Genomic DNA, 25512 nt, shown 5'->3' on the forward strand with positions numbered 1-25512 from the left:
ACGGTAATCCATGCAATGCGCCTGTGGCGCGTGGGATTCCGGTTGGTAAAGAATGGCAAAAGTTTCTGGGTGCCGCCTTTTTCCAAAAAGGCGGCGTTCTTTCGAAGCTTTTTGAAAAAAGCTTCACCAAAACGTCCTTCAGGCGAAAATACGCTCCATCCATGCCTCGACCGTATCGCCACTGCTGATGGCGGGGTCGATCAGGCCGTCTACCATGAAGGTGGGGGAAACGTGGATACCGTTCTGGCGGCTATATTTGCATTGCCACTTGATGGCTTTCTGCAGTTCAGGCACGGCAAAGGCCGCAGCCAGCTTCACGCCGCTATAGTGTTCGATCCGTTTGATGATGTCGTTTGGCGTTGCATTCATATTGGGACCGGCGCAGTGATCGGTAAATTCGAATTCCTCACGATGCGCAGCTACGGCCGCCATGACGGCGCGGGCTGTATCCCTGCCCCCTTCCAGTGTGGAGGCCGCAAGGATGCACCGTATGATGATACCGGAAAACATGTGCCATGGCTGGGACTGCAGGCGGAGCCTGATGGTGATCCGGTCTTCCCCCGCCCTGGCCAGCAGGTCGGGCAGCTTGTTGAACGCACGAACCGAAAACGGGCAGGTTGGTTCAAGGAAAGCTTCAAAAACACGCGGGCCATGGCCCCATACAAGCGGATCGACATGCAGGGGGGACGGGGTTGCTGGCATTGCCTGGGTTCCTTCATGCTGGCGTGGTGAGTGGACAGTTTCCTGCCATGGAACATGGGTGAAGCCTGGCGGTTCATCCAATGTCTTTTTTACTCTACGGACAGGGCATATGCCTAATGGACCGCAGCGTGCCGGTCGTGCGGGCAGTGGTCTTTCATATAGGCACTCCGCTGGAAACCCTGCATAAACGCAACGTTTCCCTTTCTCCATGAACGGTTCCAGAAATCTGTCGATGCGATATCCTGCCAGACATGAAAAAGTTTTTGGTGAAGCTTTTTTCAAAAAGGTTCAGGGAATGCCGCCTTTTTGAAAAAAGGCAGTGTCCAAAAGCTCCTGTTATTTCTATCGACTGGTTGTCCTGAACTAATTTCCAAGGTGGTAATGCATGGTCCGTTCCCTTTTGCTCAAAAATGCGCTGCGTCTGGTAACGATGGATGGGAACAGGCGCGAAATCGAAGGGGGATGGGTACTGGTGCATGACCGGCAGGTCGCGGCCATCGGAACGCCTGCGGACCCGTTGCCCGCTGCGGATGATGTTATCGACATGACGGGACACGTGGTGATGCCTGGCATGGTCAATACCCACCACCATATGTACCAGACCCTGACGCGTGTCATTCCCGCGGCACAGGATACATCCCTGTTCGGGTGGCTGCAGGCGCTCTATCCCATATGGGCGGGACTGACGCCGGACATGATCCGCGTTTCCGCCTGCACGGCCATGACGGAACTGCTGTGGTCGGGTTGCACCACCACCAGCGACCACCTGTACCTGTTTCCCAATGGCGCGCGGCTGGATGATGAAATTGAGGCGGCAGGGCAGATGGGCATACGTTTCCATGCCGCCCGTGGCGCGATGAGCGTTGGTGAAAGCAAGGGTGGCCTGCCGCCGGACCGCGTGGTGGAGGATGAGGACGCCATCCTGTCGGATACGCAGCGCGTGATCGAAACCTACCACGATCCCGCGCCACTGGCGATGTTACGGGTTGCAGTGGCCCCGTGTTCGCCTTTTTCCGTCAGCCGCGACCTTATGCGCAATGCCGCTGCCCTTGCCCGCGCGACGGGGACGATGCTGCATACCCATCTGGCTGAAAATGCCAGCGACATTGCCTATAGCCGCGAGAAGTTCAACATGACCCCCGCCGAATACGCCGAGGACACCGGCTGGGTTGGCAGGGACGTCTGGCATGCCCATTGTGTACAACTGGATGACGCGGGTATTCACCGTTTTGGCGCGACCCTTACCGGTATGGCGCATTGCCCGTGTTCCAACATGCGGCTGGGATCGGGTATTGCCCCGGTACGCCGGATGGCGGCGGCGGGCATGCGGGTCGGGCTGGGGGTGGATGGCTCGGCCTCGAACGATGGCAGCCATATGCTGGGGGAAGCCCGTCAGGCCATGTTGCTGGGGCGTCTGCTGCCCACAGGTGATAACCAGCCCATGATGCAGGCGCGTGAGGTGCTGGAACTGGCAACACGCGGTGGCGCTGCGGTTCTGGGACGCGATGATGTCGGCTATCTTGCCCCCGGCATGGCAGCGGATATCGTGGCGTTCGACATGCGCGGGATTGACCATGCGGGCGCGCAGTCCGATCCGGTGGCGGCCTTGGTGTTCTGCACGCCGGGGCGGGTGGCCTGTAGCATCGTCAATGGACGGGTGCTGATCCGGGACGGACAGTTTACGGCGCATGACCCGGCCGCATTGGCCCGGCAGCATAATGCGCTGGCCCGTAACCTGTTAGAAAATTCCTGATAAATGATTGATAAAAAATAAAAGTTTTTGGGTGCCGCCTTTTTTAAAAGGCGGCATTCTTCGAAACTTTTGGAAAAACTTCACCAAAAACTTTGTTTAATCTGCAGGGCGCTTCATGAGCCGACTGCTTGAGGCAATTCCTGATCCGTCACATGCGTGAGGTGCGCCGTTTGTAGGTACGGTAGCCCATCCGTCCCAGAATTTTCATGACCGGCAGGCTTAGGTTGAGCAGCCCCTGGGACGCCAGGCAGGCATGGGTGAACAGTTTGTCAAAGACGGAACTGAAGATTTCCCGGCTGTTACGTTCGCAGCATTCCAGGATCCGTTGCGCCGTGACATCGGGTTCCTGTGGCTGGTCAATGAAATTGTATATTGACCCGCCTGCATCCATTTCATGGCGCAGCATGGGTGTATTGACGCTGGCGGGATATATGGATGACACCTGTATGCGCCGGGGACGCAGTTCCTGTTCCAGCGCACGGGCAAAACCGCGCAGGCCGAATTTGGCCGCCGTGTAGACACTGCTGCCCGCCAGCGGAAAAACCGCCGCCATGGAATTGACGAATACGATATGTCCACCGCGTCGCATCGCTGGCAGCAGGGCATTAGTCAGTTCAATGGGGGCGGTCAGGTCCACCGTGATCTGGTCGGCGATTTCCTGCGTGCCCATCTGGCCAACCGGTCGGGGTGTGATGATGCCTGCGCAATGCACGATAACGTCCAGTTGCGGCGCATGCTGGATAATTGTTCTGGCAGCGTTGCATATGCTGTCCATATTGGTCAGGTCGCATACAACCGGCATGACGCCGGGCATGTTCACCTGTGCCTGTCGGGATAATATGATTACTCGATAGCCGCGCCCGATCATGCGACGTACCAGTGCCTGCCCAATGCCACCGGTTGCCCCTGTCACGACGGCGACCCTGTCTGTCGCTGGCTTGCAGGTTCTGTCGTTTAAATAACTCTTTTCCAATGAACTACATACTTCCCTGACCGCAATATCCTGTCGTAGCGCCTGATACGCGCCAGACCCGACATTCTGCAAGGGCTTTTCCCTGCGGTGCAAGGGAATGCCTGCCCCTTGTCTGACCTTGTTCATGATATCTGTAATAAAATGATACGTCGATAACCCTTCACTCCTCTGCATCAATATACCGGCATATGCTGGCAGGGCCTGATGGTATTATACTGTATTATTGTTATGCCCGATACGAACAGTGCCAGACGCGGTTGGCGCGTCGGAAGCAGGCGGCCCGTCTCCGTGAATAAGGAATTATCCTGAGATAACGGACCAGAAAAGGGAATTTTATACCATAATTTACAATCGTATTTACATTTTACCAAGGTTTATGAATGTAATGTCAATTGTATATCTATATGAATTCAGGTCTTCCCATGAAGATGATCCTGTAGATTCGTCAATCTGTCTCGAAAAAATTCGTGATGCATTACCCGGAACCATGACCATTTTGAAGTGGAGGTCGGATAAGAGGGATACGGATGTCGAAATACTGCCAGTGTATGGAAGAACAGATCATCGGCATCCGGAAAGAACATTACGCAAATTTTTGTCGGAATTCTGTTTGTGCATACTGATTATTAAATTAAAACAAAATATTATTAGTAAAAATCATCCTTTACTGTAGGGATGTTTCCGATTCCAGCGGCAGATTGGCTTTCTTGCCTTCAGCCAGCAGGTCAAGGCTTATGGGACGGCGATTGAGCTTTTCTGAATACATCCAGCTATGGAGAAGTACTGTCTCGATCCAGTTCCGGATCCTGGGGTTGGGAATGGCCTCCAGAAAGGCCAGAGACTCATTGTTGCTGTGTTCGGAGGCATTCCAGTGGGCCACTGCGGTATGGCCGACTGCATAACTGGCCAGCAGGCGGATAAGATGATTGTTGATCTGCCCGTCCCGGGCAAGTGCCATCAGGTAACGCTGCCCGACCTGCAGATTGATGGAAGGATTACTTAAATCCTCCTTTTGGCCGCCGACGAAATTTGCGGCTGTACGCGGCATGAGCTGCATAAGTCCCCTTGCACCACTTCTGGAGACGACCGTGGGCTGAAAGCGCGACTCAATGGAAACAATTCCATAAATAAGCGCCGGATCCACCACAAACCCGCCGCGTGGGGTAAAATGCTGCGGTAGGTCAATAGTGTGACCAGGAACAAGTTTGCTGGTACCCGCGCGGCTGGCTGCTGCATCGGATGTTTCGGCCGCGTCCCCGACTGCGTGTGCAATCAGCCCTATGGATTGGCGCGCATTGGTATTTTCTGCACTCACCCAGTCAGTGCGCAGTTCGGCCTCGGCTAAATCCACGCGGCCAACCTGAAGAAGCGCCAGGGCACGGTGGCCTGCGGGCCGCGCGGAAACCGCACTGACATCAACAACCGTGGGCACGCCCGCATCATACATCTGTGCGCCGTTTTTATTGAGGGCATGGCGTGCAAGCACCCCATAAAAGCAGTCTTTGCAACGGGCGCTTTGTACCAGCCAGCGCAAGGCATCTTTCGTATTGCCAGTATGCCCGCTTACACGACCTGCCCACCAGGAAGCAGCGCTACGTAAATCTCTGGAACCGTTATCAGCATTGGCAGCCAATGCGAACAGGAGCTGTGCCTGCTGCATCTTCCCCAGCCGCCAGGCAGACAGGCCTGCATAAAATGCCACCTTGCCGCTCACGTCCCTAAGGACGGATGTGGGCATGGCCTTGCTGAGAACGACCTGATCGTGTCCCTGTATATAAAGATTTTGTGCATCCGCTGCGTTGATGGTGTCCCCGGATGTACCATTTCCACTGACAGGTGCTGTTGCCGGGGATCGCGTTGATGTATTCGCCGGCAGATCGGTGCGGGATTCCAGCAATGCCCGCATCATGGGGGCTGAGGGAAGGTCCTGGTAATGCACCAGCCAGTCTTCCAGCATGGGTGTCGCACAGGCATATGATGTATGAATGCACCGTTCAGCCAGCACAGTGCCGGTCAGGCTGTTATCCTTCAGTTGTTTCAGCAGGACATCTGCCTGTCTAAAATTGCCGGCGGACTGATCTGCAAAAGCTGTGCGGATACGGGAGGCGTCACTTGGGGAAAGCGGATGGAATAGGGCGGTCTGTCCTTGTTTTGTGGGGACGGCTACGGCAACTTCATCCACCAGCGATGAATGATCTGAAATATCAGACGCCTGGCAAGATACCGTTTCTAAAGAAAAAATAGAAATAAAAGCAATGGCGGATAGAGTTGCCGACCTGTTTTTTAAATGTTGCAAAATATACCGCATAATTTTTGGCAATAACAGATATTTTAAAATGAATAAACACCAGAATTTCACTCTGTCGGTCTGGCCTCTGTCGGGGCCTGATTGCAGTCTGTAACAGCCCGTCGTTCTCGCCCTGCGTTGCGACCAGATGTCCGCGGCGGCAGGCCGATCCCGGGCGGGTTGCCGGTGTCTTTCGCCGTTTTGCCGGAATGGTGGGATGCGTCTCCATGTTCGTGATATGCTCATGAAGCGCATGCAAGATCTTTCCCTATAGCTACCGCCCGGTGGGGAACGCCGGGAAAGGTGTTGCGTATGATGAAAGCCCTCAGTGGTTCGTGCGTCTGCACCAGGCTCCGGTTCGCCATTCCATAACGCCGGAAAAAACAACCGATATCCTATGCCGCAGATCCTGTGGCGGTGTCCTGCCACAAAAACGTATCATCGCAATCAGAGGTTCCCACATCGCCCCTGCTTCGTAAGATTGGCGACAGCCATACGGCTAACGATGCGTTCAGCGACCAGATGGGCACCCGGTTGCAAAAAGATTTTCAGAATGACGGTAGAGGCTACGCCATGCCAGGCGCTCTTAACACTGTCCGTCAGGCGCAGGCGGCCGTTGCCCAGCGTAACCACTGGATACAGTGGGATTGGCATCTGGCCATGGGCGGATTTGGGCCACCCTGATGGACCGGGCAATGCTCTATTCTTGCCTGGAGTGTCCGCAACTCGCCAATCGCTGTGAAGGACCATGTTCACCTGCTGAAGTCATGTTACCAGCAGGATAAATTGCCATTGTGGCATTGATCGGTAGTCTGGGGGGGAATTCAACCAGCTATATTTTTTATGATTTCTGGAACCGGCATTTCTGCTTTCTTTTTCTAGCCAGTGCAGATGTCAGTTATTCGGTTGGTCGACAGTTGCCCGAAGGAGATCAGCCCTGTTTGCGTAAATGGATGATTGGCGGCGGTATCGGGACTTCATATTCATTGCGATGCCCTTGATGCTGACAGAGGTCACAGAATGCGTACGAGATACCATTAAGGAGAAGATTGGAGGGGTGCGTAAGCGGCCAATGCGGGCACCTGTCCGACGCAGATATTGTATCGCTGTAGAGCTTGCTAGGTATTATGCACGGACGGCAGATAATACCATGCACGTCACGCATACCCTGCGATATGTCACTACATCATAAAAAACTGTAATGCCGTGCGCAGCTAAATGGTCAATTTTATGGGGAAAATATAGAATATGGCGGAGAGAGTGGGATTCGAACCCACGGTACGCTATTAACGTACACACGCTTTCCAAGCGTGCGCCTTAAGCCGCTCGGCCATCTCTCCAGCCGGTACCAGACTATATTCCATCCTGTCGGGATGGCAGGGTCCGATGCGTGCGGAACATATCACCAATTTTTATTGGCGCAAGTGGAAAACGCCATGTCCGTCCAACCTGTCACAATTATGGTGTGACAGGTCGGGACAGGGGTTACTGGTCCATCTTCAGTGCGGCGAGGAAGGCGCTCTGCGGAATTTCGACCTTGCCGAACTGACGCATGCGCTTTTTGCCTTCCTTCTGCTTTTCCAGCAGCTTGCGCTTGCGCGAAATGTCGCCGCCATAACATTTTGCCGTCACATCCTTGGACATGGCGCCAATGGTCTCACGCGCAATGATCCGGCTGCCGATCGCGGCCTGCACCGCAATCTTGAACAGCTGGCGGGGGATCAGTTCCTTCAGCTTGGCGCAGATGGAGCGCCCGCGCGTTTCGGCTGCCGAGCGGTGGGCGATGAATGACAGGGCATCCACCGGCTCCTGATTGACAAGGATGGAAATGCGCACGAGGTCGCTCTCCTCATACCCGTCCATCTGGTAATCGAAGCTGGCGTAACCGCGCGTGACCGATTTCAGGCGGTCGTAGAAGTCGAATACGACCTCGTTCAGCGGCAGGCGATAGACCGCCATGGCGCGGTTGCCGACATAGGTCAGGTCTTCCTGCGCGCCGCGCCGTTCACTGCACAGGGTCAGCACCGCGCCAAGGTATTCGTCAGGCACCATGATCGTTGCCTTGATCCATGGCTCCTCGATTTTCTCGATCAGCGACAGGTCGGGCATGTCGGCGGGGTTGTGCAGTTCCGCCGTTTCCCCATTGGTCAGCTGCATCTTGTAGACAACAGAAGGGGCGGTCGCGATCAGGTCGAGATTGAACTCGCGGCTCAGGCGTTCCTGGATGATTTCAAGATGCAGCAACCCCAGGAATCCGCAGCGGAAGCCAAAACCGAGTGCCGCGGAAGTCTCGGCTTCGTAATGGAAGGAGGCATCATTCAGCCGCAGCTTGGAGAGGCTGTCGCGCAGTTTCTCAAAATCATCGGCCACGACCGGATAAAGGCCGCACCACACCACAGGAATGGAGGGCTTGAAGCCCGCCAGGGGGTCGCTGGCCGGACGGCGGTCATCGGTAATGGTGTCGCCCACGTTGGTGTCGGCCACGGTCTTGATGGCGGCGTTGATGTAACCGATTTCACCCGGGCCGAGTTCGTCCACGTTGGTCATGCGCGGGGCGAACACGCCCACCTGATCCACCTGGTGGACCACGCCGGTGGACATCATGCGGATGCGCATGCCGCGTTTCAGGCGACCTTCCTTCACGCGTACCAGCGTGATGACACCCAGATAGGGGTCGTACCAGCTATCAACCAGCAGCGCCTTGAGCGGAGCCTCCGCATCGCCGGTGGGGGGCGGCAGGCGCTTGACCAGCGCTTCCAGAACGGCCTCGATGTTCAGGCCGGTCTTGGCCGAAACCTCAACCGCGTCATCGGCGGGGATGCCGACGACTTCCTCAATCTGTTCCTTCACGCGCGCGCAGTCGGCGGCGGGCAGGTCTACCTTGTTGAGGACCGGCACGATTTCATGGTTGGCGTCGATGGCCTGGTACACGTTGGCCAGTGTCTGTGCTTCCACCCCCTGTGACGCATCGACCACCAGCAGCGACCCCTCGCACGCGGCAAGCGATCGGCTGACCTCATACGCGAAATCCACATGGCCCGGCGTGTCCATGAGATTCAGGACATACGTCTTGCCATCTTCGGCAGGGTAGGACAGACGCACGGTCTGCGCCTTGATGGTGATGCCTCGTTCACGTTCCAGATCCATGTTGTCCAGAACCTGGTTGGTCATTTCCCGCTGTGTCAGCGCGCCGCATGCCTGGATCAGGCGGTCGGCCAGGGTGGATTTCCCATGGTCGATATGCGCGATGATCGAGAAATTGCGGATCAGGGAGAGGGGCGTGTCGGTCATGGGCGAGACATAGTGTAAATCGGGGAGAAAGTCAGCCGCTACCTGTCACGATAATACGGAAAATATCGCCGCCTGCACGCAATGTTACATGCAGGCCATCGTAATGCGGTGGATACGGGTCGCGCCGTCAACGATGATTTCCTCCCCCTCGATCGCGGCCAGTCCCTTTATGCGCACCAGTTCATGCAGGGGGGCGGTTACCGGCGCATCGTGCCAGCGTTCGGCCACCAGCCCGCAGCATGATGTGCCCTGCGGGGTATGAAGCAGGACACGGTCATTCACACGGATGGCGGCGGTAGGGGAAATGACCAGCGTGCCGCCCTTGCGGAAGATCGGTTCCATGGTGTCGCAATCCACATGCACGGCATAGGAATGGTGGTCGGCCATGCCATGGAATTCCCACTTTTCCCACCGTTCGCCATCTGGCAGCCCGGTTTCGTCAAACAGTTCGGGGTGGGCAAGCTGCGAGAAGGGGGCGATCCTGAGATGGGAATGATGGGCCTTGCTCGATACCTCGGGATCGTGGTGGCCAGACAGCAGGCGACTGAACCCTTCAAACGAAATGCCCGTGGCCGACAGTGTGCGTGCAAGGCTTTCCGTTCCGGGCCAGCGGGGACGGCCCGATGATGTGATCCGTTTGGACGGATTGAAGGTCGTGCTGTCCAGTCCCGCCGCCCGTGCAAGGCCGGAAGGTGTCAGCCCCCGTTCTGCGGCCAGCCGGTCGATGGCGCGCCAGATGTCGTCATGGCTGATCATGCGGGTAATTTCAGTATTTCGGTCCGGTGGCGGGCATCGCCCGCTCCGGTCAGGATGAAGCGGTCGTTTTCTTCGCTGCGCGCCAGTCCCATGTGGCTGAGCCGGTTCAGGCAGGGCGCATCGGGCACGTGGGCCGGGCGGCCGTCATGACCGCTCAGTTTCAGGCGGTGCAGGGCCGAACGACAGCATGTTTCAAGATAAGGTTCATTCCACATGGGACAGGGACCGCCAAGGAACAAGGTATGCGCACCGCCGTCTTTTCACGATGGATCGCGACCGGGGTTCAGGTATGGGCGTGTGTGCTTGTCCGTGTCACATAGTGGCATTATTACGGCATGTCCACCATGCGTGGCGTGTTTGCCTGCGCCAGTAAGAAGGGTGGCATGTGTTACATGCGCTATGCATTGGCGAATTGATTACTATATTCAGGCATGAAGTGGGTGCGTTGTCATATTCCCGACCGGAATATGGTCTATGATTTTCGTAAAATTCATGTAGAAAACAATTGCTTCAAGGTCCTGTTGATGAAATTCCATAAATATCTTCTTGCCCTGTCCCTTGCCGGTGCAACCGTGGGGGGAACCGTAGGGGCCATGGCGGCTGATTGCGACAATGGCCAGAACACTCCTGGCTGGGATCTGCTGGGCCGTGCGGCGCAGGCGGGCAATTGCGCGGATAGCCGCCTGCGGGACCGTCAGCAGAACCTCAAGCAGGATTACGATGACAGGGTGAACAGCCTGCATGACAACACGGTTGGCCGTTGGGATAACGCCCGTGATGCGGAAAAGCAGAAGCTGGAGAGCGCACGCAGCCGTGTTGACGATAAAATCCAGAATGGTCGCGACCGTCTGGATGCGATTCGCAATGCCCCGAAAAACCGTCTGGACAACCTGCGCAACGCAGGCAGTGCCGAACGCCAGCGCTGGGATGATCTGAAAAGCCAGACCGGCTCCAGTCTCAATAATTTCCTGGGCGGTGGCAACAGCCAGTAAAATATTGAACAGGTTCATGCCATCGGAATGCGGCCATGTCGGTCGCCCACCTTTTTCAGGGTCCGTTTCCGCAAGGGAACGGACCTTTTTTATCAGGGGTGCGTGCTGACGCCCAGACGGAAGGCGAAGGCGCGTCCCTTCTGCACCGTGGCATCGGGGCGTGGAGCAACCTCGACAAGGTAGAGGTCATCGCGCGGCACGGTCCATGACCACGTGACACCGGCATGGTTCATATGGGGGTCAATAACACGCAGTTCCAGCCCGTTAGCGGGGGCATCCAGCCGCGCTGTCACCTGCTCACCCTGATGCAGGCCGATGCGATATACGCATGTGCCACCCGCTTCCAGCATGCCCTGCCAGTTCAGCCGTCCGCCCGGTGGCAGGTCCTGTGGCTGGTTACAGAACGGTGGGTCGGCATCAAGGTTTTCAATCAGGGTCCGTACATCGGCAGGTTTGGTCAGCGGGACCGGGCCGATTGTGTAAAGTGAGAGCATGCCGGGGTTGAGCAGGCCAACCGTCATGTTACGTCCCCCCCGGTCAATCAGCAGCCATGCAGTGCGGCTGCCACCTTCATGCCGTCGGTTGCCGGTAATGAACAGGACGTCGCCCGCAGCCTCCAGCGGGCCTGCTACTTCCATGTTCCGGATGAAGCTGTCGTACTGTGCCCCCAGTGTCTGTTTCACGACGGTGGCCAGCGGCCCTTTTCCGAACAGGTCGGTATCAGGCGCGTAATGTCCGATGGCCGACGCCAGTTCGCGGCCCAGCGCAGTATCGGGATCAGCATGGGCAGGGGCTGCGGTCAGCAGCACCAGAAGGCTAAACAGGCAGAAGATGGAATGACGAAGTCTGAACACGGCAGTCCCGTCCTGTCATAGGGTCATGAAAACAGACATGCCCGGCTGAAACCGGGCATGAAAGAAACACAGCGTCTTTTATCGGGTTGCGTGCCGCGTTTATGAACGCGGACGCTTGCGGGAGGACGCCGCACCGCGCGGCGGCCCGCCAAACCCGCCACCGGGACGACCACCACCGGGCTTGCGCCCGAACGGACGCCCGCCACGTGGCGGCGGACCACCACGGCGCGGAGCACCCCCGGCCGGTGCGCTGGCGGGTGTGATCTGCACTTCGTCATTCTCGATCGCGGCAATGCACGAACGGAATTTCTCGGTCGAATCCGGAGTGATCTCGAACAGGGTCTGGGTATCGTTGATGCGGATCGCACCGATATCCGCCTTGCGCACGCCGCCAAGGCGGCAGATCAGCGGGATCAGCCACTTGGGGTCGGCCTTTTCCTGCCGGCCCACATTCATGGCGAACCATGCGCCAGGTTCGGCGCTGGCGTAGCTGTCGCGTGTGGGGCGGGGACCGTCGCGCTCACTGCGCTCACGTACGGGGCGCGGGGCGTCAGGCGTGATGTGGCGCACGTTTTCCGGTGTGGGCAGACGGGCGCGGTACATCTGCAGCAGGGCGGCGGCAAGCTGTTCGCTGCTGCGGCCTTCAACCAGCTGGCCAACCAGTTCCTTGTCCGCCTCAGCCACGTCCTCGTTCAGGACGGGATCGGCCAGCAGGCGCCTGGCGTCATTGGCGCGGATGTCAGCGGCTGTCGGCACACCGGACCATGTGGCCGTGATCTTGGCACCCTGCATCAGGCGTTCGGCGCGGCGGCGCTGCGACATGGGCACCATCAGCACGCACACGCCCTTGCGTCCCGCGCGGCCCGTGCGGCCCGAACGGTGCAGCAGGGTGGCGGGGTCGGTCGGCAGGGTCGCGTGGATCACCAGCGCAAGCGCGGGAATGTCGATGCCACGGGCAGCCACATCGGTTGCGACACACACATTGGCCTGACCCTTGCGCAGGCTGTCGATGGCACGCGTCCGTTCGTTCTGCCCCAGTTCACCCGACAGGGCGACGGAGGAGAAGCCGCGCTCCACCAGTGCCGCCTGCATGTGGCGCACCATTTCACGTGTTGCGCAGAACACCATGGTGGTCTGGCTGTCGGTATAGCGCAGCACGTTGACCACGGCGGGGATCAGTTCGCGCGCATCGGCGACGATGGCGCGGTATTCGATATCGGCGTGCTGCTTGGCCCCCGACAGGGTGTCGATGCGCACGGCGTCGTTCTGGTAACGGCGCGCCAGCGACGCGATTTCCTTGGCGATGGTGGCCGAGAACAGCAGCGTGCGACGCGTCTTGGGCATGGCGTCAAGCAACTGCTCAAGTTCATCACGGAAGCCGAGGTCGAGCATCTCGTCTGCTTCATCCAGCACGACCACGCGCAACTGGGACATGTCCAGACGGCCACGCGACTGATGGTCGCACAGCCGGCCCGGCGTGCCGACCACGATATGGGCACCCATCTGCAGCGCACGGGCTTCACGCCGCGCGTCCATTCCGCCGATGCACGATACGATACGGCCACCCGCTGGTGCGTACAGCCACGTCAGTTCACGCGTGACCTGCATGGCCAGTTCGCGTGTCGGCGCGATGATGACGGCCAGCGGCGGACCCGCCGGGCCAAAATGTTCGGCCCCACCCAGCAGGGTATCGGCCATGGCCAGCCCGAAGGCGACGGTCTTGCCCGACCCGGTCTGGGCGGAAACAAGCAGGTCGCGCCCTTCGGCGGCGACATCCAGCACGGCTGTCTGGACGGGGGTAGGGTTATCGTACCCACGCTCGTCCAGCGCGCGTTGCAGGGCGGGGTGGGTTTCGGGAAACGGCATGTATCGGGCAATCCGGACAAAAACATGAAGAACACGGGCGACGCAGGAAGGAAACTGGCCGCCGGCCCGTGTTCATGCGTCAGGGAGAAGGCCGGTGCATAAAGAATGATTGCCCCAAAAGCCAGAAATAATAATGGCGGGGGCATTTTTGCAGCGGTCGTGAATACCCTTCCGGCGGGGATCGGGGGGTATTTTCCACCTGCATGGGCATTGTGCCTTTCGGCCGGTTGCCGTAGGGCGCGTCAAAACAGGCGGGCGATCATGGCACCAGTAACATACGCACCCTGTGGCCGTCATCCCCGCCTTTGGCCACGCATGGTCAGGGCACCAGGACCGCAGCCCCTTCAAAGCGGCCATGGCGCAGGTCATCCAGTGCCCTGTTCGCCTCTTTCAGCGGGTACGGGGTGGTCGTGGTGCGTATGCCCACGCGCGGCACCAGTTCAAGGAAATCGATGCCATCCTGTCTTGTGAGATTCGCGACCGAGACGATCTGGCGTTCCTCCCACAGCAGGTCATAGGAAAAGGCAGGGATCTCACTCATGTGGATGCCCGCGCAGACCACGCGCCCGGCCTTGTGCACGGCCTTGAGTGCGGCGGGCACCAGCGCGCCCACGGGGGCGAATATGATGGTGGCGTCCAGCTGTTCGGGCGGCTGCTCATCCGATCCGCCAGCCCAGACACAACCCAGCGAGCGGGCGAATTCCTGCGTTTTCGTGTCACCCGGCCGGGTGAAGGCATAGACCGAGCGTCCCTGCCATACCGCCACCTGGGCTATGATGTGGGCTGCTGCCCCGAAACCGTAAAGCCCGATGCTGCGCGCATCCTTCCCCGCCATGACCAGCGACCGCCAGCCGATCAGCCCCGCGCATAGCAACGGGGCCGTCGCCACGTCGTCATCCCCATCGGGCAGAGGGAAGGTGAAATGCGCATCAGCCACCGCCATGGTGGCATAGCCGCCATCGCGCGTGTAGCCGGTGAACAGCGGGTGGTCACACAGGTTTTCATGGTCGGTTTCGCAGTAATGGCAGCAGCCGCAGGTATGGCCCAGCCACGGTATGCCCACGCGCTGGCCCATATGCAGGCCTTCCACATTCGGGCCGATGGCATCGATCCGGCCCACGATTTCATGCCCCGGTGTCAGCGCATGGCCGGGAAAGGGCAGGTCCGCATCCACCACATGCAGGTCGGTGCGGCATACGCCACATGCCCCCACCTTTACACGGATCTGCCCTGGTCCCGGCGTGGGGTCGGGCAGTTCGGTCCATTGCAGGGGAGTATGGGGGGCAAGCAGTCGCATTGCGTACATGGGGGGCCGCTCCTTGGCTGTCAGGCTGCGGCCTGCGGGCCGCCAGTCGTCATGCTACGCTATCATGTCCGGGTGTTCATGCGGCATGACATGTATCATCATGCCCATCACGACCCGGCGCGGTAGGGGGTCATGGCGTCCAGCGCGGGCAGTCCTGCCATGATGGCGGTACGTTCGTGGCGCAGGAATTCCGCTACCGCCTCACGCAGGCCGGGATGGCTGATCCAGTGGGCGGAATGGGTCAGGCAGGGGCGATAGCCGCGCTGCAGCTTGTGTTCACCCTGCGCACCTGCCTCCACCCGCTTCAGCCCGTGGGCAATGGCGAAATCAATGGCGCGGTAATAGCACAGCTCGAAATGCAGGAAGGGCCAGTCCCCCTCCAGCCGTCCCCAGTTGCGGCCATACAGCGTGTCGCGTCCCATGAGGTTGAGCGCTCCCGCCACCGGCACCCCATCGCGTTTTGCAATCATAAGCACCACCCGGTCCCCCAGCCGTTGCGACAGCAGCGGGAAAAAGCCGGGCTGGAGATAGGCGCTGCCCCATTTGCGGTCCACGGTGGACAGGTAGAACTGATAGAAATCATGCCACAGGGCGTCGGTGATCTCACTGCCGCGACAGGTATGGAAGGTCAGGCCACAGGCATTGGCGTCACGCCGTTCGCGGCGGATGGCCTTGCGCTTGCGGGACGCAAGGGTGTCCAGGAAATCATCGAAACTGGTGTAGTCGCAGTTGTCCCAGTGATACTGCATTCCAAGGCGCTGCAACCAGCCGGTCTGTCCCAGCAGGTCATATTCATGCTGCGTGCAGAACGTGACATGGACCGACGACAGGTCCAGTTCCCCACAGGCCTGCCGCAGCGCCCGGCCTGCAAGCTGGCGCAGGACATCGGCATCCGGCGCGTCCCGGTGTACCAGCAGGCGCGGTCCCGGCACGGGGGAAAAGGGGACGGCCACCTGCAATTTGGGGTAATACTGCCCGCCCGCCTGCATGAAGGCCTGCGCCCATTGCTGGTCGAACACATATTCGCCGTAGGAATGGCCCTTGGCATAAAGTGGTGCGACCGCCAGCAGGCGTCCCGTTCCGTCGCGCAGGGCAAGGTGCTGGGGCATCCAGCCGGTCTGCGGTCCGGTAGAGCCACTGTCTTCCAGTGCGGACAGGAAGGCATGGCTGACAAACGGGTTGTCATCGCCCGCACAGCCATCCCATTCGTGCGCCGGGATTTCGGCTATCCTGCGGTGCAGGATCATGGTGGTGCCGGTCATGACGGGCGCGCCAGTGGAAAAACCGCGTGGGGCGTTGGGGTCATGACAGGCTCCCTTTTATTGTGGTGGGGCTTTGCCTCAGCCTATTTCGAACAGGCCTTCCACTTCAACAGCCGAATCGAGCGGCAGCGATGGCACGCCCACGGTGGAGCGCGCATGACGGCCCGCGTCACCAAACACCGCCACCGCCAGGTCGGATGCGCCGTTCATGACGGCGGCATGCTGCGTGAAGTCAGGTGTGCAGGCAATGAACCCGCCCAGACGCACCACGCGCTTGACACGCGACAGGTCGCCAATCGCGGCCTTAACCTGCGCGATGACGTTGACCATGCTGTAGCGCGCGGCCTCGATCGCCAGTTCAACGGCAACGCTGTCGCCCAGCTTGCCCGTGGTCAGCAGCTTGCCATCCACCAGCGGCAACTGCCCCGATACCACCAGCGAGGAACCGCTGATGACGGCCGCGACGTAATTCGCAACCGGCACGGCCGGGGTGGGCAGGACAATGCCAAGCTGCTTCAGGCGCTGTTCGGGGGTGGTGTCGGGCATCGGGTCATCCTTTGTCGTCAGGGGCGGGGGAAGCAGGGCCGTCGCGTTATCCGACCAGCCGCAGCCTGCGCCGCCGTGGGGGAGTGTCATCGCCATCGTCATTGCCGGATTCGGGCAGGTTCAGCGGCAGCATGGGAGCGGGGCTGTCCACCATCATGTCCTCATGCGGGGCGTCGGGCAGCCTGCGGCCCAGATAGGCATCGGACAGCGCGCGGAAAGCGTAGTCCAGCATGGATGTCGCATAGGATGCAACCGGGTCGCCTTCCACCGTGCCGGCGGGGCCGAAATGGGTGTAGGCGAACGCCTCGACATAGCTTTCCAGCGGCGCGCCATATTGCAGGCCGATGCTGACGGCCTGCCCCAGCGTATCCATCAGGCCACGCACCATCGGGCTTTCGCGCGTGGGCGTCAGGCTGATTTCGCCCAGTGACCCATCAGCGTATTCACCCGTGCGCAGGAACAGGCGGTGGCCACCCACGCTGGCCTTCTGGGTAAAGCCGCCATGGCGCGCGGGCAGGGGGCGGCGTGCGCCACGTTCCAGCCCCGCGCGGGTGGCCAGCGTGTCGCGTGTGGCATCGGGGCGGGCGGGCACGCGGTCCACGAACCCGCTCAGCGCGCGGTGCATGGCCTGATGCGATGCGGCACCAGGCAGCGGCAGCACGGTGTCCCCCGCCAGGGTCGCTGCGAATGCCGCTTCCAGCGTCAGCCCCCGGCAGGCAAGGCGCGCGAGTGTGCTGGTGGCCAGACGCCCGTCGGCGCGCAGGGGGGAGAAGACCGGGGCCAGCCCGCATGATTCCACCCCCAGCAGCGCATCAATCGGGCCGGGTGTGGAAAAGCCGGTTTCGACGCGGGCGACGGGACAGTCGGTCTCGACGGCGGCTTCCTGCCACACCGTGCGTGCGATCTGGCTGACACCGGGCAGGATGCTGCGCACGGGCGGCAGGGGCATGGCGTCCGCTCCCTCGCCGGAATGGGCGACAAGGGTGGCGAGGGCCACGATGCTGCATGCCGCGTCGCGCCCGGCCTCGCTGTCATAATCCAGCCCCAGCCCTGCAAGGCAGGCGTCAAGGTTGGTCAGCAGGATGGCGCCAGCCGTGGGCGGGCGTTCATGCGGATCCGCGACAGTGGGGGCGGGAACGGCACGCAGGTGCGGAGTGGTCCGGCCCAACGGGTCGGGCAGCGGCAGTTCTCCATTGCGCATGGGCATCTTCTGCCGCGACACCGCGCGCAGCACGCGGGCCAGCAGGCGCAGGGCCGCGACAAAATCGGTGGCCATGAACCCGTTATCGGCTTCGACAAAGGCTGCAAGGTTGACCACGAAGGCGGGCCTGCGGTCATGGTGGCCATGCCACAGGCTTTCCGCGGGGGCCGCCTGCCGCATCAGCAGCAGGCACGACAGCGTGCGCGCGATGGGGCGGACCGTGGGGCCGGCTACCTCGCCCGTACACAGGTCGTCTATCCATCGCGCCGCCTCCGCCGGCAGGCTGGCGGGACCATGGCCGGGAGCAAGCTGGGCCAGGGCCTCGGCTGCCGTGTCATCCCAGTCGGCGGGCAGGGTAACGGAACGTGGTGCGTCGTCGGGGTCCGCTGCGGCCTCTACGGTTCGCATGCGCACGCCGTTCCAGTGGCTTCGTGCTGTCATGCCTTCTGTTTTACCGGCACGGACAGGGCGTGCGGAACCCGTCTGGACCGGAGTCGCAACTATACATTCCACTGGATACCGTGGATATGGGGGATAAGTATGCATGGGCCGGGACAGCGATGAAATTGCGCTGTGCTGCCACGCTGACGGCAGGAATCGAGTCCCGTTGCGCGATAGCGCATCCCGTCAGGCCTGTAACTGCACGGGGGGACATGGACGCCGCCCTGCCGCCACCCTGATCCCGCAGATGTGACGGCCGGTCGCGCATATGCGCGTGGACCGCGCGCGTGCGGGCGGACTAGGCTTCGGTCATGGCAAATCTAGGCACCCGTATCTATACGCATTTCAAGGGGCGGCTGGTCGGCAGGGACGCCGATGGCCGACCTTATTATGAGGCCCGGACACCCAACCGCACCGGCGGCGGGGAAAAGCGTCATGAACGCTGGGTCATCTATCACAAGGGGGAGGACGCATCCGCCGTCCCGCCCGAATGGTGGGGCTGGCTGCACCATATGGAGAATGCGCCCCTGCCCGAAAGCGCGCGCCAGCCATGGCAGCAGCCGTGGCAGCCCAACCAGACCGGGACGGTGGCGGCGTATCATCCCCCCGGCAGCGACCTGCGCGGTGGGCAGCGGGCTTCAACTACCAGCGATTATGAGGCATGGTACCCCGAGGGATGAAACCGGTGGCGTAACCTGCTAGGGTGCGCGCTACTGGATATTGGGGAAGCTTTGCCAACATGGTTGCTGCTGTTTCAGGGCGGGCGGTCCGCCAGCCTGCGGAACTCCTTGCCGGGTTTGCCGTGCTGGCCGTACTGGCGGGACTGCTGGCCTATGCCGTGCTGGACAAGGGGCGTCCGCATGAATCAGGCTATCGGCTGAATGCGGGCTTTGCCCATATCGATGGCCTGTCCGTGGGATCGGACGTCAGGCTGGCCGGTATCACGGTCGGTCAGGTGGTCGATGAGCATGTCGATCCGAAAACCTTTGCAGCCCAGGTTACCTTTACCGTGCGGCCCGATATCAAGCTGCCCGATGATACGGCGGCGATCATTACCAGCGACAGCCTGCTGGGGGGCAAATACATCGCCCTTTCGCCGGGTGGGGATGACAGGATGCTGGCCCCCGGCGGTACGATCGGCCAGACGCAGGGCGCGATCAGCCTTGAGCAACTGTTGAGCAAGTTCATCTTCTCCGTCACCGATACGCTGACCAAGGCCCGGCAGGACAAGGCCCAGGCTTCCCGGCCTGCGCAGGCCCCTGCGGGCGGAGAGACACCATGAACCATGAGGCAGGCGATGGTGCGGGCATGCCAAAGGTCTGGCCGCAACCCGATGGCGCGCCGGTGTCGTGTCGTGACAAATTACTGATATTGCAGGAAAACCATACTGAATTGCAGGGTATTCTCCGTGATGCGTTCGAGGACGCGATCCTGATGGGCGTGGATGAGGCGGCGATGCGCCAGATCCTGCTGGATCTTGTGAACAGCCTGCGGAGCCCGAAGGCATGAGGCGTCTGCTGCGCTGCCTGCCCGCCGCCCTGCTTGCCAGCCTGCCCGCCTGCGCCCATGCCGCTGAATGGCTGGCCCCACCCGCCATGTATCCCCCCGATACGTGGCAGGGACGCACCATTGCCACGGTGCGGGTGCTGGACAAGCTGGATGCCCATATCCAGATGCTCGACATCCCCACGGGGCAGGATGTGACATATAAAAGTCTGACGCTGCACGCCACGTCATGCCTGCAGCGCCCGGCCACCCTGCCAGCGGACAGCGCTGCATGGCTGGAAGTGCATGACGCGCATGAAGGCATGGCGGCCTTTCAGGGCTGGATGGCCATAGCTGAACCCGCGACCGGCGTGTTCCAGAACCCGCTATATGACGTACAGCTTGCGGGCTGCGGCGGGGATGCCGTGGCCCCCGTGCCGCCGCCGCTGACGGTTGCCGCCGCTCCGCAGCCCGGTGCGGATGGCAGCCCGGCCCCGGTGGCCGCCGCCGCCCCGTCGCCCACGACCGGTACGGGGGCTGCTGACGCGCCACAGCCCCTGTCTCCCTCGCAGGCCCCTACGGCAGCGCCCCCGGCTTCCCCGCCACTTCCGGCCCTGCCGCCTGCTGATCCGGCGGATGAGGGGGCAGCCCCGCTAATGCTGCATTAGATAATAGTTTAATTTGTATCGTATCAATGCTGTCGGCCTGTCCGGTATGGTTCCGGGCTTGCGTATTCCCCAGCTTTGCCGGAGGCTAGATCCATCATGAGCAAGATACCTTCCCTTCCTTCGCTCGATCGGCTGCCCCCGCCTGCCCGCGCGGCATTCCTGCTGGATTTTGATGGGACACTGGTTGATATCGCGCCCACGCCTGAATCCGTCGTGGTGGCGCCCGGCCTGCTTGATACACTCAGGCGCCTGCGCGACAAATGTGGGAATGCGCTGGCCGTGATTTCGGGGCGGCCCATCGATCAGATCGACCATTTTCTGGGGGATGTACCCTATGCCGTGGCGGGTGAACATGGCATCGCCATCCGGCACGCGCCGAGGCAGGCCGTTGAACGCGCCCCCCTGCCGTCCGTGCCCGCCGCGTGGATTGAACAGGCCGACCAGCTGGCCCACGCCCATCCCGGTGTGCGGATCGAACGCAAGAAGGCGGGTCTGGTGCTGCATTACCGTGGCGCCCCCGATGCGGGCGAGGCATTGGGCAGGGTGGCGGATGGCTGGGTTGCCGCGACAGGCGGCGCGTTTCACGTTCAGGCCGCCAAGATGGCATGGGAAATCCGCCCTGCCGGAATAGACAAGGGCCATGCGGTGGAAGTGCTTATGCAAAGTGCGCCCTTTGCCGGCCGGTCCCCCATTTTTGTCGGCGATGACGTAACGGATGAAGATGGTATCCGCATGGCGGTGCATCTGGGCGGGGTTGGGTTCCGTATCCCTGCCGATTTCCCTGATCCCGCTGCTTTTCGTGGCTGGCTTGCGCAACTGGCACAGGGGGGCAGGGACGCATGGGGCGACTGATTATTGTTTCCAACCGCGTCCCGTCCCCACGTGAACGCAGCCAGCCCGCCGGTGGTCTGGCTGTTGGCCTGAAAGACGCGCTGCGCGAAGGGGAATCGCTGTGGTTTGGCTGGTCAGGCAAGCAGGTGCAGCTTCATGGCGGCGATCCCGTGCCGCGGCTGGATCAGGTTGATAACGTAACCTATGCCACCATTGACCTGACTCCGCTGCAGTACGAGGGATTTTACCAGAATTTCTCCAACGGGATCCTGTGGCCGCTGTTCCATTACCGTGTGGGGCTGATGAACTATTCCCGCACGGACTGGGAAACCTACCTTGCGGTCAACGCCATGTTCGCGCGCACGCTGTTGCCGCTGCTGCGGCCCGATGACGTGATATGGGTGCATGATTACCACCTGTTTCCGCTGGGGCAGGCGCTGCGGGATCTGGGAGTGAAGTGCCGGATCGGCTTCTTCCTGCATATTCCCTTTCCGCCATGGAGTCTGGTGCGGTCGCTGCCCGGCGCGGAACTGCTGCTGGAAGACATGCAGAGCTACGATCTGGTAGGCGTGCAGACCCCCGAGGACGCCGAGAATCTGAACCATTCGCTGGAGGTCAATGGCCTGCCGCCGCGTGGGCAGGCTTTCCCCATTGGCATCGACCCCGACGAATTCCGCGCACAGGCGGAAAAAAGCATGCAGGGGCCGGAAATCGAGCGACTGGAGGGCAGCCTGCGTGGGGCCAAGCTGGTGCTGGGCGTGGACCGGCTGGATTATTCCAAGGGCCTGCCCGAACGCTTTCGTGGGTATGAAGCGCTTCTGGCCCGCTATCCCGAACATCGGGGCAAGGTGACTTTCCTGCAGGTCGCCCCGATTTCGCGTGGCAGCGTGGAGGAATACCGCCAGTTGCGTCGCCAGTTGGATGAACTGACCGGGCGGATCAACGGCGCGTATTCGGAATTCGACTGGACACCCATCCGCTACATCACCCGCCCCCTCCCGCGTGAGGTTCTGGCCGGGTTCTACCGCCGGGCGGAAGCCGCCCTGATTACGCCCCTGCGTGATGGAATGAACCTTGTGGCCAAGGAATACGTCGCGGCACAGAACCCGGCTGATCCGGGTGTGCTGATCCTGTCGCATTTCGCGGGGGCCGCGCCGGAAATGGATGAGGGGATCCTGGTCAATCCGTATGACCCTGACGAAATTGCCGATGCCCTGCATGAAGCGCTGACGATGGGCCTTGCGGAACGGCGTACGCGCTGGCAGGCCCTGGAACGGGAGGTCAGCAGCACGACAGCCGTAAGCTGGGCCGCTGATTTCATGCGCGCGCTGCAGGCCGCACCCGTCGTGGACCGATCGTAACCGGCCATGCGTTCAACTGCTTTATTGATGGTGCTGGCAGGCTTTGCCGCACTTGGTGTGGCGTGGTGGAGCCAGTATGCCCTGGGTCACGTACCCTGCGGGCTGTGCCTGTGGGAACGCTGGCCTTACCGTATCCTGATCGTGCTGGGGGGACTGGCCACCGTTCTGCCGCGTGACATGGCGCGTAGCCTGCTGTGGCTGTGCCTGCCGGTGCTGCTATGCGCCTTCGGGCTGTCGGTGGTCCATGTGGGGGTGGAACAGGGCTGGTGGGCCAGCCCGCTGCCTGAATGCCGTGCGCCCACTTTCCACGGCGGCAGTTTTGCCGAACGTCTGGCCTCCATGCCGCGTCGTCCGGCCAAGCCGTGCGACGCGGCCACCTATCTGGTACCCGGCGTGCCAGTGTCCATGGCCATGATGGACGGGATCTATGCCCTTGCGCTGATCCCGCTTGTTCGCCGGGGATTGCGGATCAGGGCGAAGTTCCGCGGCCGCGGCCGAAAAACAATCCAAGGATGAACAGGACGATAAAGACGAAGAACAGCACCTTGCCAAAATAGGCAAAGGTGTCAGATATGCCGCCGAAGCCAAAGACCGCGGCGATCAGGGCCAGGACAAGGAATGTGATGGTCCAGCGTAACAGGTCCATGATCCGGTTCCTTCCGATCGTTGTTGTGACAGACGCGGGCATGCCATCCGCTCTATAACAATGCGCCAGATGGCACACGGTTCATCGGGGGGCACGATTTTGGCCTTGGGGACGGGGATGCAGGATATGACAGCAGGCAGCGGCACGGCCGGATTTTACGCTCTGTACACCCATGGGTTTGCGCGTGTGGCTGCGTGTACGCTGCCGGTCGTGCTGGCCGATCCAATGGCAAACGCGCGTTGCACCCATGACGGTATCCGGGCCTGCCATGACGCGGGGGTGGTGGTCGCGGTTTTTCCCGAACTGGGCCTGTCGGGTTACGCGATCGAGGACCTGCGCCAGCAGGATGTGCTGCTGGACCGCGTGGGAGACGCCATCACGTGGCTTGCGGCGCAGACGGCGGGATTGCGGCCGCTGGTGCTGGTGGGGGCGCCGGTGGTGTGGGGGGATGCGCTGTATAACTGTGCCATAGCCCTGCATGACGGGCGGATTCTTGGTGTCATTCCCAAATCCTACCTGCCCGGTTACCGGGAATTTTACGAAACCCGGCAGTTCAGCGCCGGTGCAAGGCTGCGGGGCGGCCATGTTACGATCAATGGCCACGATGTACCATTTGGCACCGACCTGCTGTTCCGTGCCCGTGATGTGCCGGGGCTGGTGGTGGCTGCCGAAATCTGTGAGGACATGTGGGTGCCCCAGCCACCGGGCATTCAGGCAGCCCTTGCCGGGGCCACGGTCATCGCCAACCTGTCGGCGTCCAATATCACGGTAGGCAAGGCGCGTACGCGCACGCTGCTGTGCCAGTCCCATTCCGCGCGCTGCGTGTGTGCCTATGTCTACGCTGCGGCGGGAGAAGGGGAATCGACCACGGACGTGGCATGGGACGGACAGACCTCCATTTTTGAAAATGGCGCGATACTGGCGGAAAGTGCCCGCTTCCCTTCCGGTCTGGTTACACTGACGGCAGATGTGGACCTTGACCTGCTGCGGCAGGAACGCCTGCGCATGGGCAGCTTTGCCGATAACCGCGCACATGCAGGGACACCGGACTGGCGCTGGATCGACCTGACCCTGACGCCACCCATGGATGATATCGGGTTACGGCGCGCCATTCCCCGCTTTCCCTTCGTACCAAGCGATCCGGCGGTGCTGGATCAGGACTGTTACGAGGCGTTTACCATACAGGTTACGGCCCTGAAGCGGCGGTTGCAGGCGTCACGGGCAAAAACGCTGGTCATTGGCGTTTCGGGCGGCCTTGATTCGACCCATGCCCTGCTGGTGGCGGCACGGGCGGCAGATGAAAGCGGGCTGGGGCGGCAGGCGGTGCTGGGCTATACCATGCCCGGTTTTGGTACCAGCAGCGACACGCATGGCAATGCGCATGAACTGATGACGGCGCTGGGCATACAGGCGCGTGAAATCGACATCCGTCCGGCGGCAAGGCTGATGCTGGAACAGATGGGGCATCCCTTCGCGGCTGGCGAGGATGTGTACGATGTCACGTTTGAAAACGTGCAGGCGGGGTTGCGGACGGACTTCCTGTTCCGGCTGGCCAACCAGTCGGGCGGGATCGTGATTGGCACGGGGGACCTGTCGGAACTGGCGCTGGGGTGGTGTACCTATGGTGTCGGTGACCAGATGGCGCATTACAATGTCAATTCCGGCCTGCCGAAAACGCTGATCCAGCACCTGATCCGCTGGGTTATGGCCAACGGGCGGGAGCAGGCACGGACCTGTGCCGTGCTGGACGCCATCCTGTCCACCGAGATCTCGCCCGAACTGGTGCCCGCCACGGCGGGGCAGGCGGTGCAGAGCACGGAATCGCTGATCGGTCCTTACGCCCTGCAGGATTTTACCCTGTTCCATGTGCTGCGGTATGGGTTCCGTCCGTCAAAGATCGCGTTCATGGCGCTGCATGCGTGGGGCGATGCCACGCAGGGGGCATGGCCGCCGGGTTTCCCTGCCGGTAGCAGGCGGGCGTACGGCCTGCCTGAAATCAGGCACTGGCTGGGTGTTTTCCTTAACCGTTTCTTCGGCTTCAGCCAGTTCAAGCGTTCGGCCATGCCCAACGGGCCGAAGGTCGTGGCCGGCGGTGCGCTGTCGCCGCGCGGGGACTGGCGCGCGCCGTCCGATGGCAATGCCCGCATCTGGCTGGAGGAACTGGAAAATCGTGTTCCATTAAACTGAACCAATCTGACCCTGATTCTGAAATTCTTAACCCATTGCTGGCAATTACCGTCGTGAAAGCATCTCCTCCCCGGTCGTTGCGATCATGCGGCACGGGTAGCGGA

General features: G+C 61.1%; 23 protein-coding genes and 1 tRNA gene. 10 read left to right on the forward strand and 14 right to left on the reverse strand.

Features of this window, described 5'->3' with window-relative positions; translation table 11 throughout:
• Positions 1-138 precede the first annotated feature (138 nt).
• Positions 139-702: a DsbA family protein gene (locus tag MSKU9_RS13135; RefSeq protein ID WP_141261849.1), complete on the reverse strand. Its 564-nt coding sequence runs from the start codon at positions 700-702 to the stop codon at positions 139-141.
• 385 nt (positions 703-1087) lie between these two features.
• Between MSKU9_RS13135 and MSKU9_RS13140 the strand changes: the two genes are divergently transcribed.
• Positions 1088-2455: an 8-oxoguanine deaminase gene (locus MSKU9_RS13140; protein WP_141261850.1), complete on the forward strand. Its 1368-nt coding sequence runs from the start codon at positions 1088-1090 to the stop codon at positions 2453-2455.
• Between the two features lie 148 nt (positions 2456-2603).
• Here MSKU9_RS13140 and MSKU9_RS13145 read toward each other — a convergent pair whose 3' ends face one another.
• The 6 genes from MSKU9_RS13145 to MSKU9_RS13170 form a co-directional block, all read right to left on the reverse strand.
• Positions 2604-3368 (reverse strand): SDR family NAD(P)-dependent oxidoreductase, encoded by a 765-nt coding sequence (locus MSKU9_RS13145; RefSeq protein WP_141261851.1) that lies wholly within the window; start codon positions 3366-3368, stop codon positions 2604-2606.
• Positions 3369-4092: 724 nt separating this feature from the next.
• The gene (locus MSKU9_RS13150) at positions 4093-5787 is read right to left on the reverse strand and encodes a lytic transglycosylase domain-containing protein (RefSeq protein WP_227002497.1); all 1695 of its coding nucleotides are present in this window, start codon (positions 5785-5787) and stop codon (positions 4093-4095) included.
• A 1177-nt stretch (positions 5788-6964) separates the two neighbouring features.
• Positions 6965-7055 (reverse strand) — tRNA-Ser (locus tag MSKU9_RS13155).
• Positions 7056-7200: 145 nt separating this feature from the next.
• On the reverse strand, positions 7201-9006 hold the full coding sequence (gene lepA / locus MSKU9_RS13160) for a translation elongation factor 4 (RefSeq protein ID WP_141261852.1): 1806 nt from the start codon (positions 9004-9006) through the stop codon (positions 7201-7203).
• Positions 9007-9090: 84 nt separating this feature from the next.
• The gene (locus MSKU9_RS13165) at positions 9091-9762 is read right to left on the reverse strand and encodes a helix-turn-helix transcriptional regulator (RefSeq protein WP_141261853.1); all 672 of its coding nucleotides are present in this window, start codon (positions 9760-9762) and stop codon (positions 9091-9093) included.
• Complete coding sequence (locus MSKU9_RS13170) at positions 9759-9977, reverse strand: hypothetical protein (RefSeq protein ID WP_141261854.1); 219 nt, start codon at positions 9975-9977, stop codon at positions 9759-9761. Before MSKU9_RS13170 ends, MSKU9_RS13165 begins: the two co-directional genes overlap by 4 nt.
• A gap of 309 nt (positions 9978-10286) precedes the next feature.
• Between MSKU9_RS13170 and MSKU9_RS13175 the strand changes: the two genes are divergently transcribed.
• Positions 10287-10754 (forward strand): hypothetical protein, encoded by a 468-nt coding sequence (locus tag MSKU9_RS13175; protein ID WP_141261855.1) that lies wholly within the window; start codon positions 10287-10289, stop codon positions 10752-10754.
• Between the two features lie 92 nt (positions 10755-10846).
• Here the strand turns inward: MSKU9_RS13175 and MSKU9_RS13180 are convergent, their stop codons facing one another.
• From MSKU9_RS13180 to MSKU9_RS13205, 6 genes are all read right to left on the reverse strand, one after another.
• Positions 10847-11608, reverse strand: a complete 762-nt coding sequence (locus tag MSKU9_RS13180; protein ID WP_141261856.1) for a hypothetical protein — start codon at positions 11606-11608, stop codon at positions 10847-10849.
• A 99-nt stretch (positions 11609-11707) separates the two neighbouring features.
• Entirely contained in the window at positions 11708-13474 is a 1767-nt protein-coding gene (locus MSKU9_RS13185) for a DEAD/DEAH box helicase (protein WP_141261857.1), read from the reverse strand.
• Between the two features lie 319 nt (positions 13475-13793).
• A complete protein-coding gene (locus MSKU9_RS13190) occupies positions 13794-14780 on the reverse strand; it encodes a zinc-dependent alcohol dehydrogenase family protein (protein WP_141261858.1) in 987 nt (328 codons plus the stop codon).
• Positions 14781-14887: 107 nt separating this feature from the next.
• Positions 14888-16042, reverse strand: coding sequence for a GNAT family N-acetyltransferase (locus MSKU9_RS13195; protein WP_162851955.1), 1155 nt, complete (start codon positions 16040-16042; stop codon positions 14888-14890).
• A 78-nt stretch (positions 16043-16120) separates the two neighbouring features.
• Positions 16121-16588, reverse strand: coding sequence for a RidA family protein (locus tag MSKU9_RS13200; protein ID WP_141261906.1), 468 nt, complete (start codon positions 16586-16588; stop codon positions 16121-16123).
• Positions 16589-16634: 46 nt separating this feature from the next.
• Positions 16635-18197, reverse strand: coding sequence for a TSCPD domain-containing protein (locus MSKU9_RS13205; RefSeq protein WP_141261859.1), 1563 nt, complete (start codon positions 18195-18197; stop codon positions 16635-16637).
• Between the two features lie 344 nt (positions 18198-18541).
• On the opposite strand from MSKU9_RS13205, the gene MSKU9_RS13210 reads away from it, so the two are divergent.
• The 7 genes from MSKU9_RS13210 to MSKU9_RS13240 all read left to right on the forward strand — a co-directional run bounded on the left by MSKU9_RS13210 (position 18542) and on the right by MSKU9_RS13240 (position 23091).
• Positions 18542-18910: an NADH-ubiquinone oxidoreductase subunit NDUFA12 family protein gene (locus MSKU9_RS13210; RefSeq protein ID WP_141261860.1), complete on the forward strand. Its 369-nt coding sequence runs from the start codon at positions 18542-18544 to the stop codon at positions 18908-18910.
• Positions 18911-18969: 59 nt separating this feature from the next.
• Positions 18970-19512, forward strand: a complete 543-nt coding sequence (mlaD, locus tag MSKU9_RS13215; protein ID WP_141261861.1) for an outer membrane lipid asymmetry maintenance protein MlaD — start codon at positions 18970-18972, stop codon at positions 19510-19512.
• Complete coding sequence (locus MSKU9_RS13220) at positions 19509-19739, forward strand: hypothetical protein (protein ID WP_141261862.1); 231 nt, start codon at positions 19509-19511, stop codon at positions 19737-19739. Before mlaD ends, MSKU9_RS13220 begins: the two co-directional genes overlap by 4 nt.
• Positions 19736-20383, forward strand: coding sequence for a DUF2155 domain-containing protein (locus MSKU9_RS13225; RefSeq protein WP_141261863.1), 648 nt, complete (start codon positions 19736-19738; stop codon positions 20381-20383). Before MSKU9_RS13220 ends, MSKU9_RS13225 begins: the two co-directional genes overlap by 4 nt.
• Before the next feature lie 96 nt (positions 20384-20479).
• Positions 20480-21235 carry a trehalose-phosphatase gene (otsB, locus tag MSKU9_RS13230; protein WP_141261864.1) on the forward strand — a complete coding sequence of 252 codons (756 nt, stop codon included), beginning with the start codon at positions 20480-20482 and terminating at the stop codon, positions 21233-21235.
• Complete coding sequence (locus tag MSKU9_RS13235; protein WP_141261865.1) at positions 21223-22575, forward strand: alpha,alpha-trehalose-phosphate synthase (UDP-forming); 1353 nt, start codon at positions 21223-21225, stop codon at positions 22573-22575. The genes otsB and MSKU9_RS13235 overlap by 13 nt, the downstream gene beginning before the upstream one ends.
• A 6-nt stretch (positions 22576-22581) precedes the next feature.
• A complete protein-coding gene (locus MSKU9_RS13240; RefSeq protein ID WP_141261866.1) occupies positions 22582-23091 on the forward strand; it encodes a disulfide bond formation protein B in 510 nt (169 codons plus the stop codon).
• On the opposite strand, the gene MSKU9_RS13245 is transcribed toward MSKU9_RS13240, so the two are convergent.
• Positions 23045-23221, reverse strand: coding sequence for a DUF1328 domain-containing protein (locus MSKU9_RS13245; RefSeq protein WP_010508831.1), 177 nt, complete (start codon positions 23219-23221; stop codon positions 23045-23047). The genes MSKU9_RS13240 and MSKU9_RS13245 overlap by 47 nt on opposite strands.
• A 126-nt stretch (positions 23222-23347) precedes the next feature.
• On the opposite strand from MSKU9_RS13245, the gene MSKU9_RS13250 reads away from it, so the two are divergent.
• Positions 23348-25408 (forward strand): NAD(+) synthase, encoded by a 2061-nt coding sequence (locus MSKU9_RS13250; protein WP_141261867.1) that lies wholly within the window; start codon positions 23348-23350, stop codon positions 25406-25408.
• Positions 25409-25512: the final 104 nt, after the last annotated feature.

This window comes from Komagataeibacter diospyri, from assembly GCF_006538165.1.
Lineage (GTDB): Bacteria > Pseudomonadota > Alphaproteobacteria > Acetobacterales > Acetobacteraceae > Komagataeibacter > Komagataeibacter diospyri.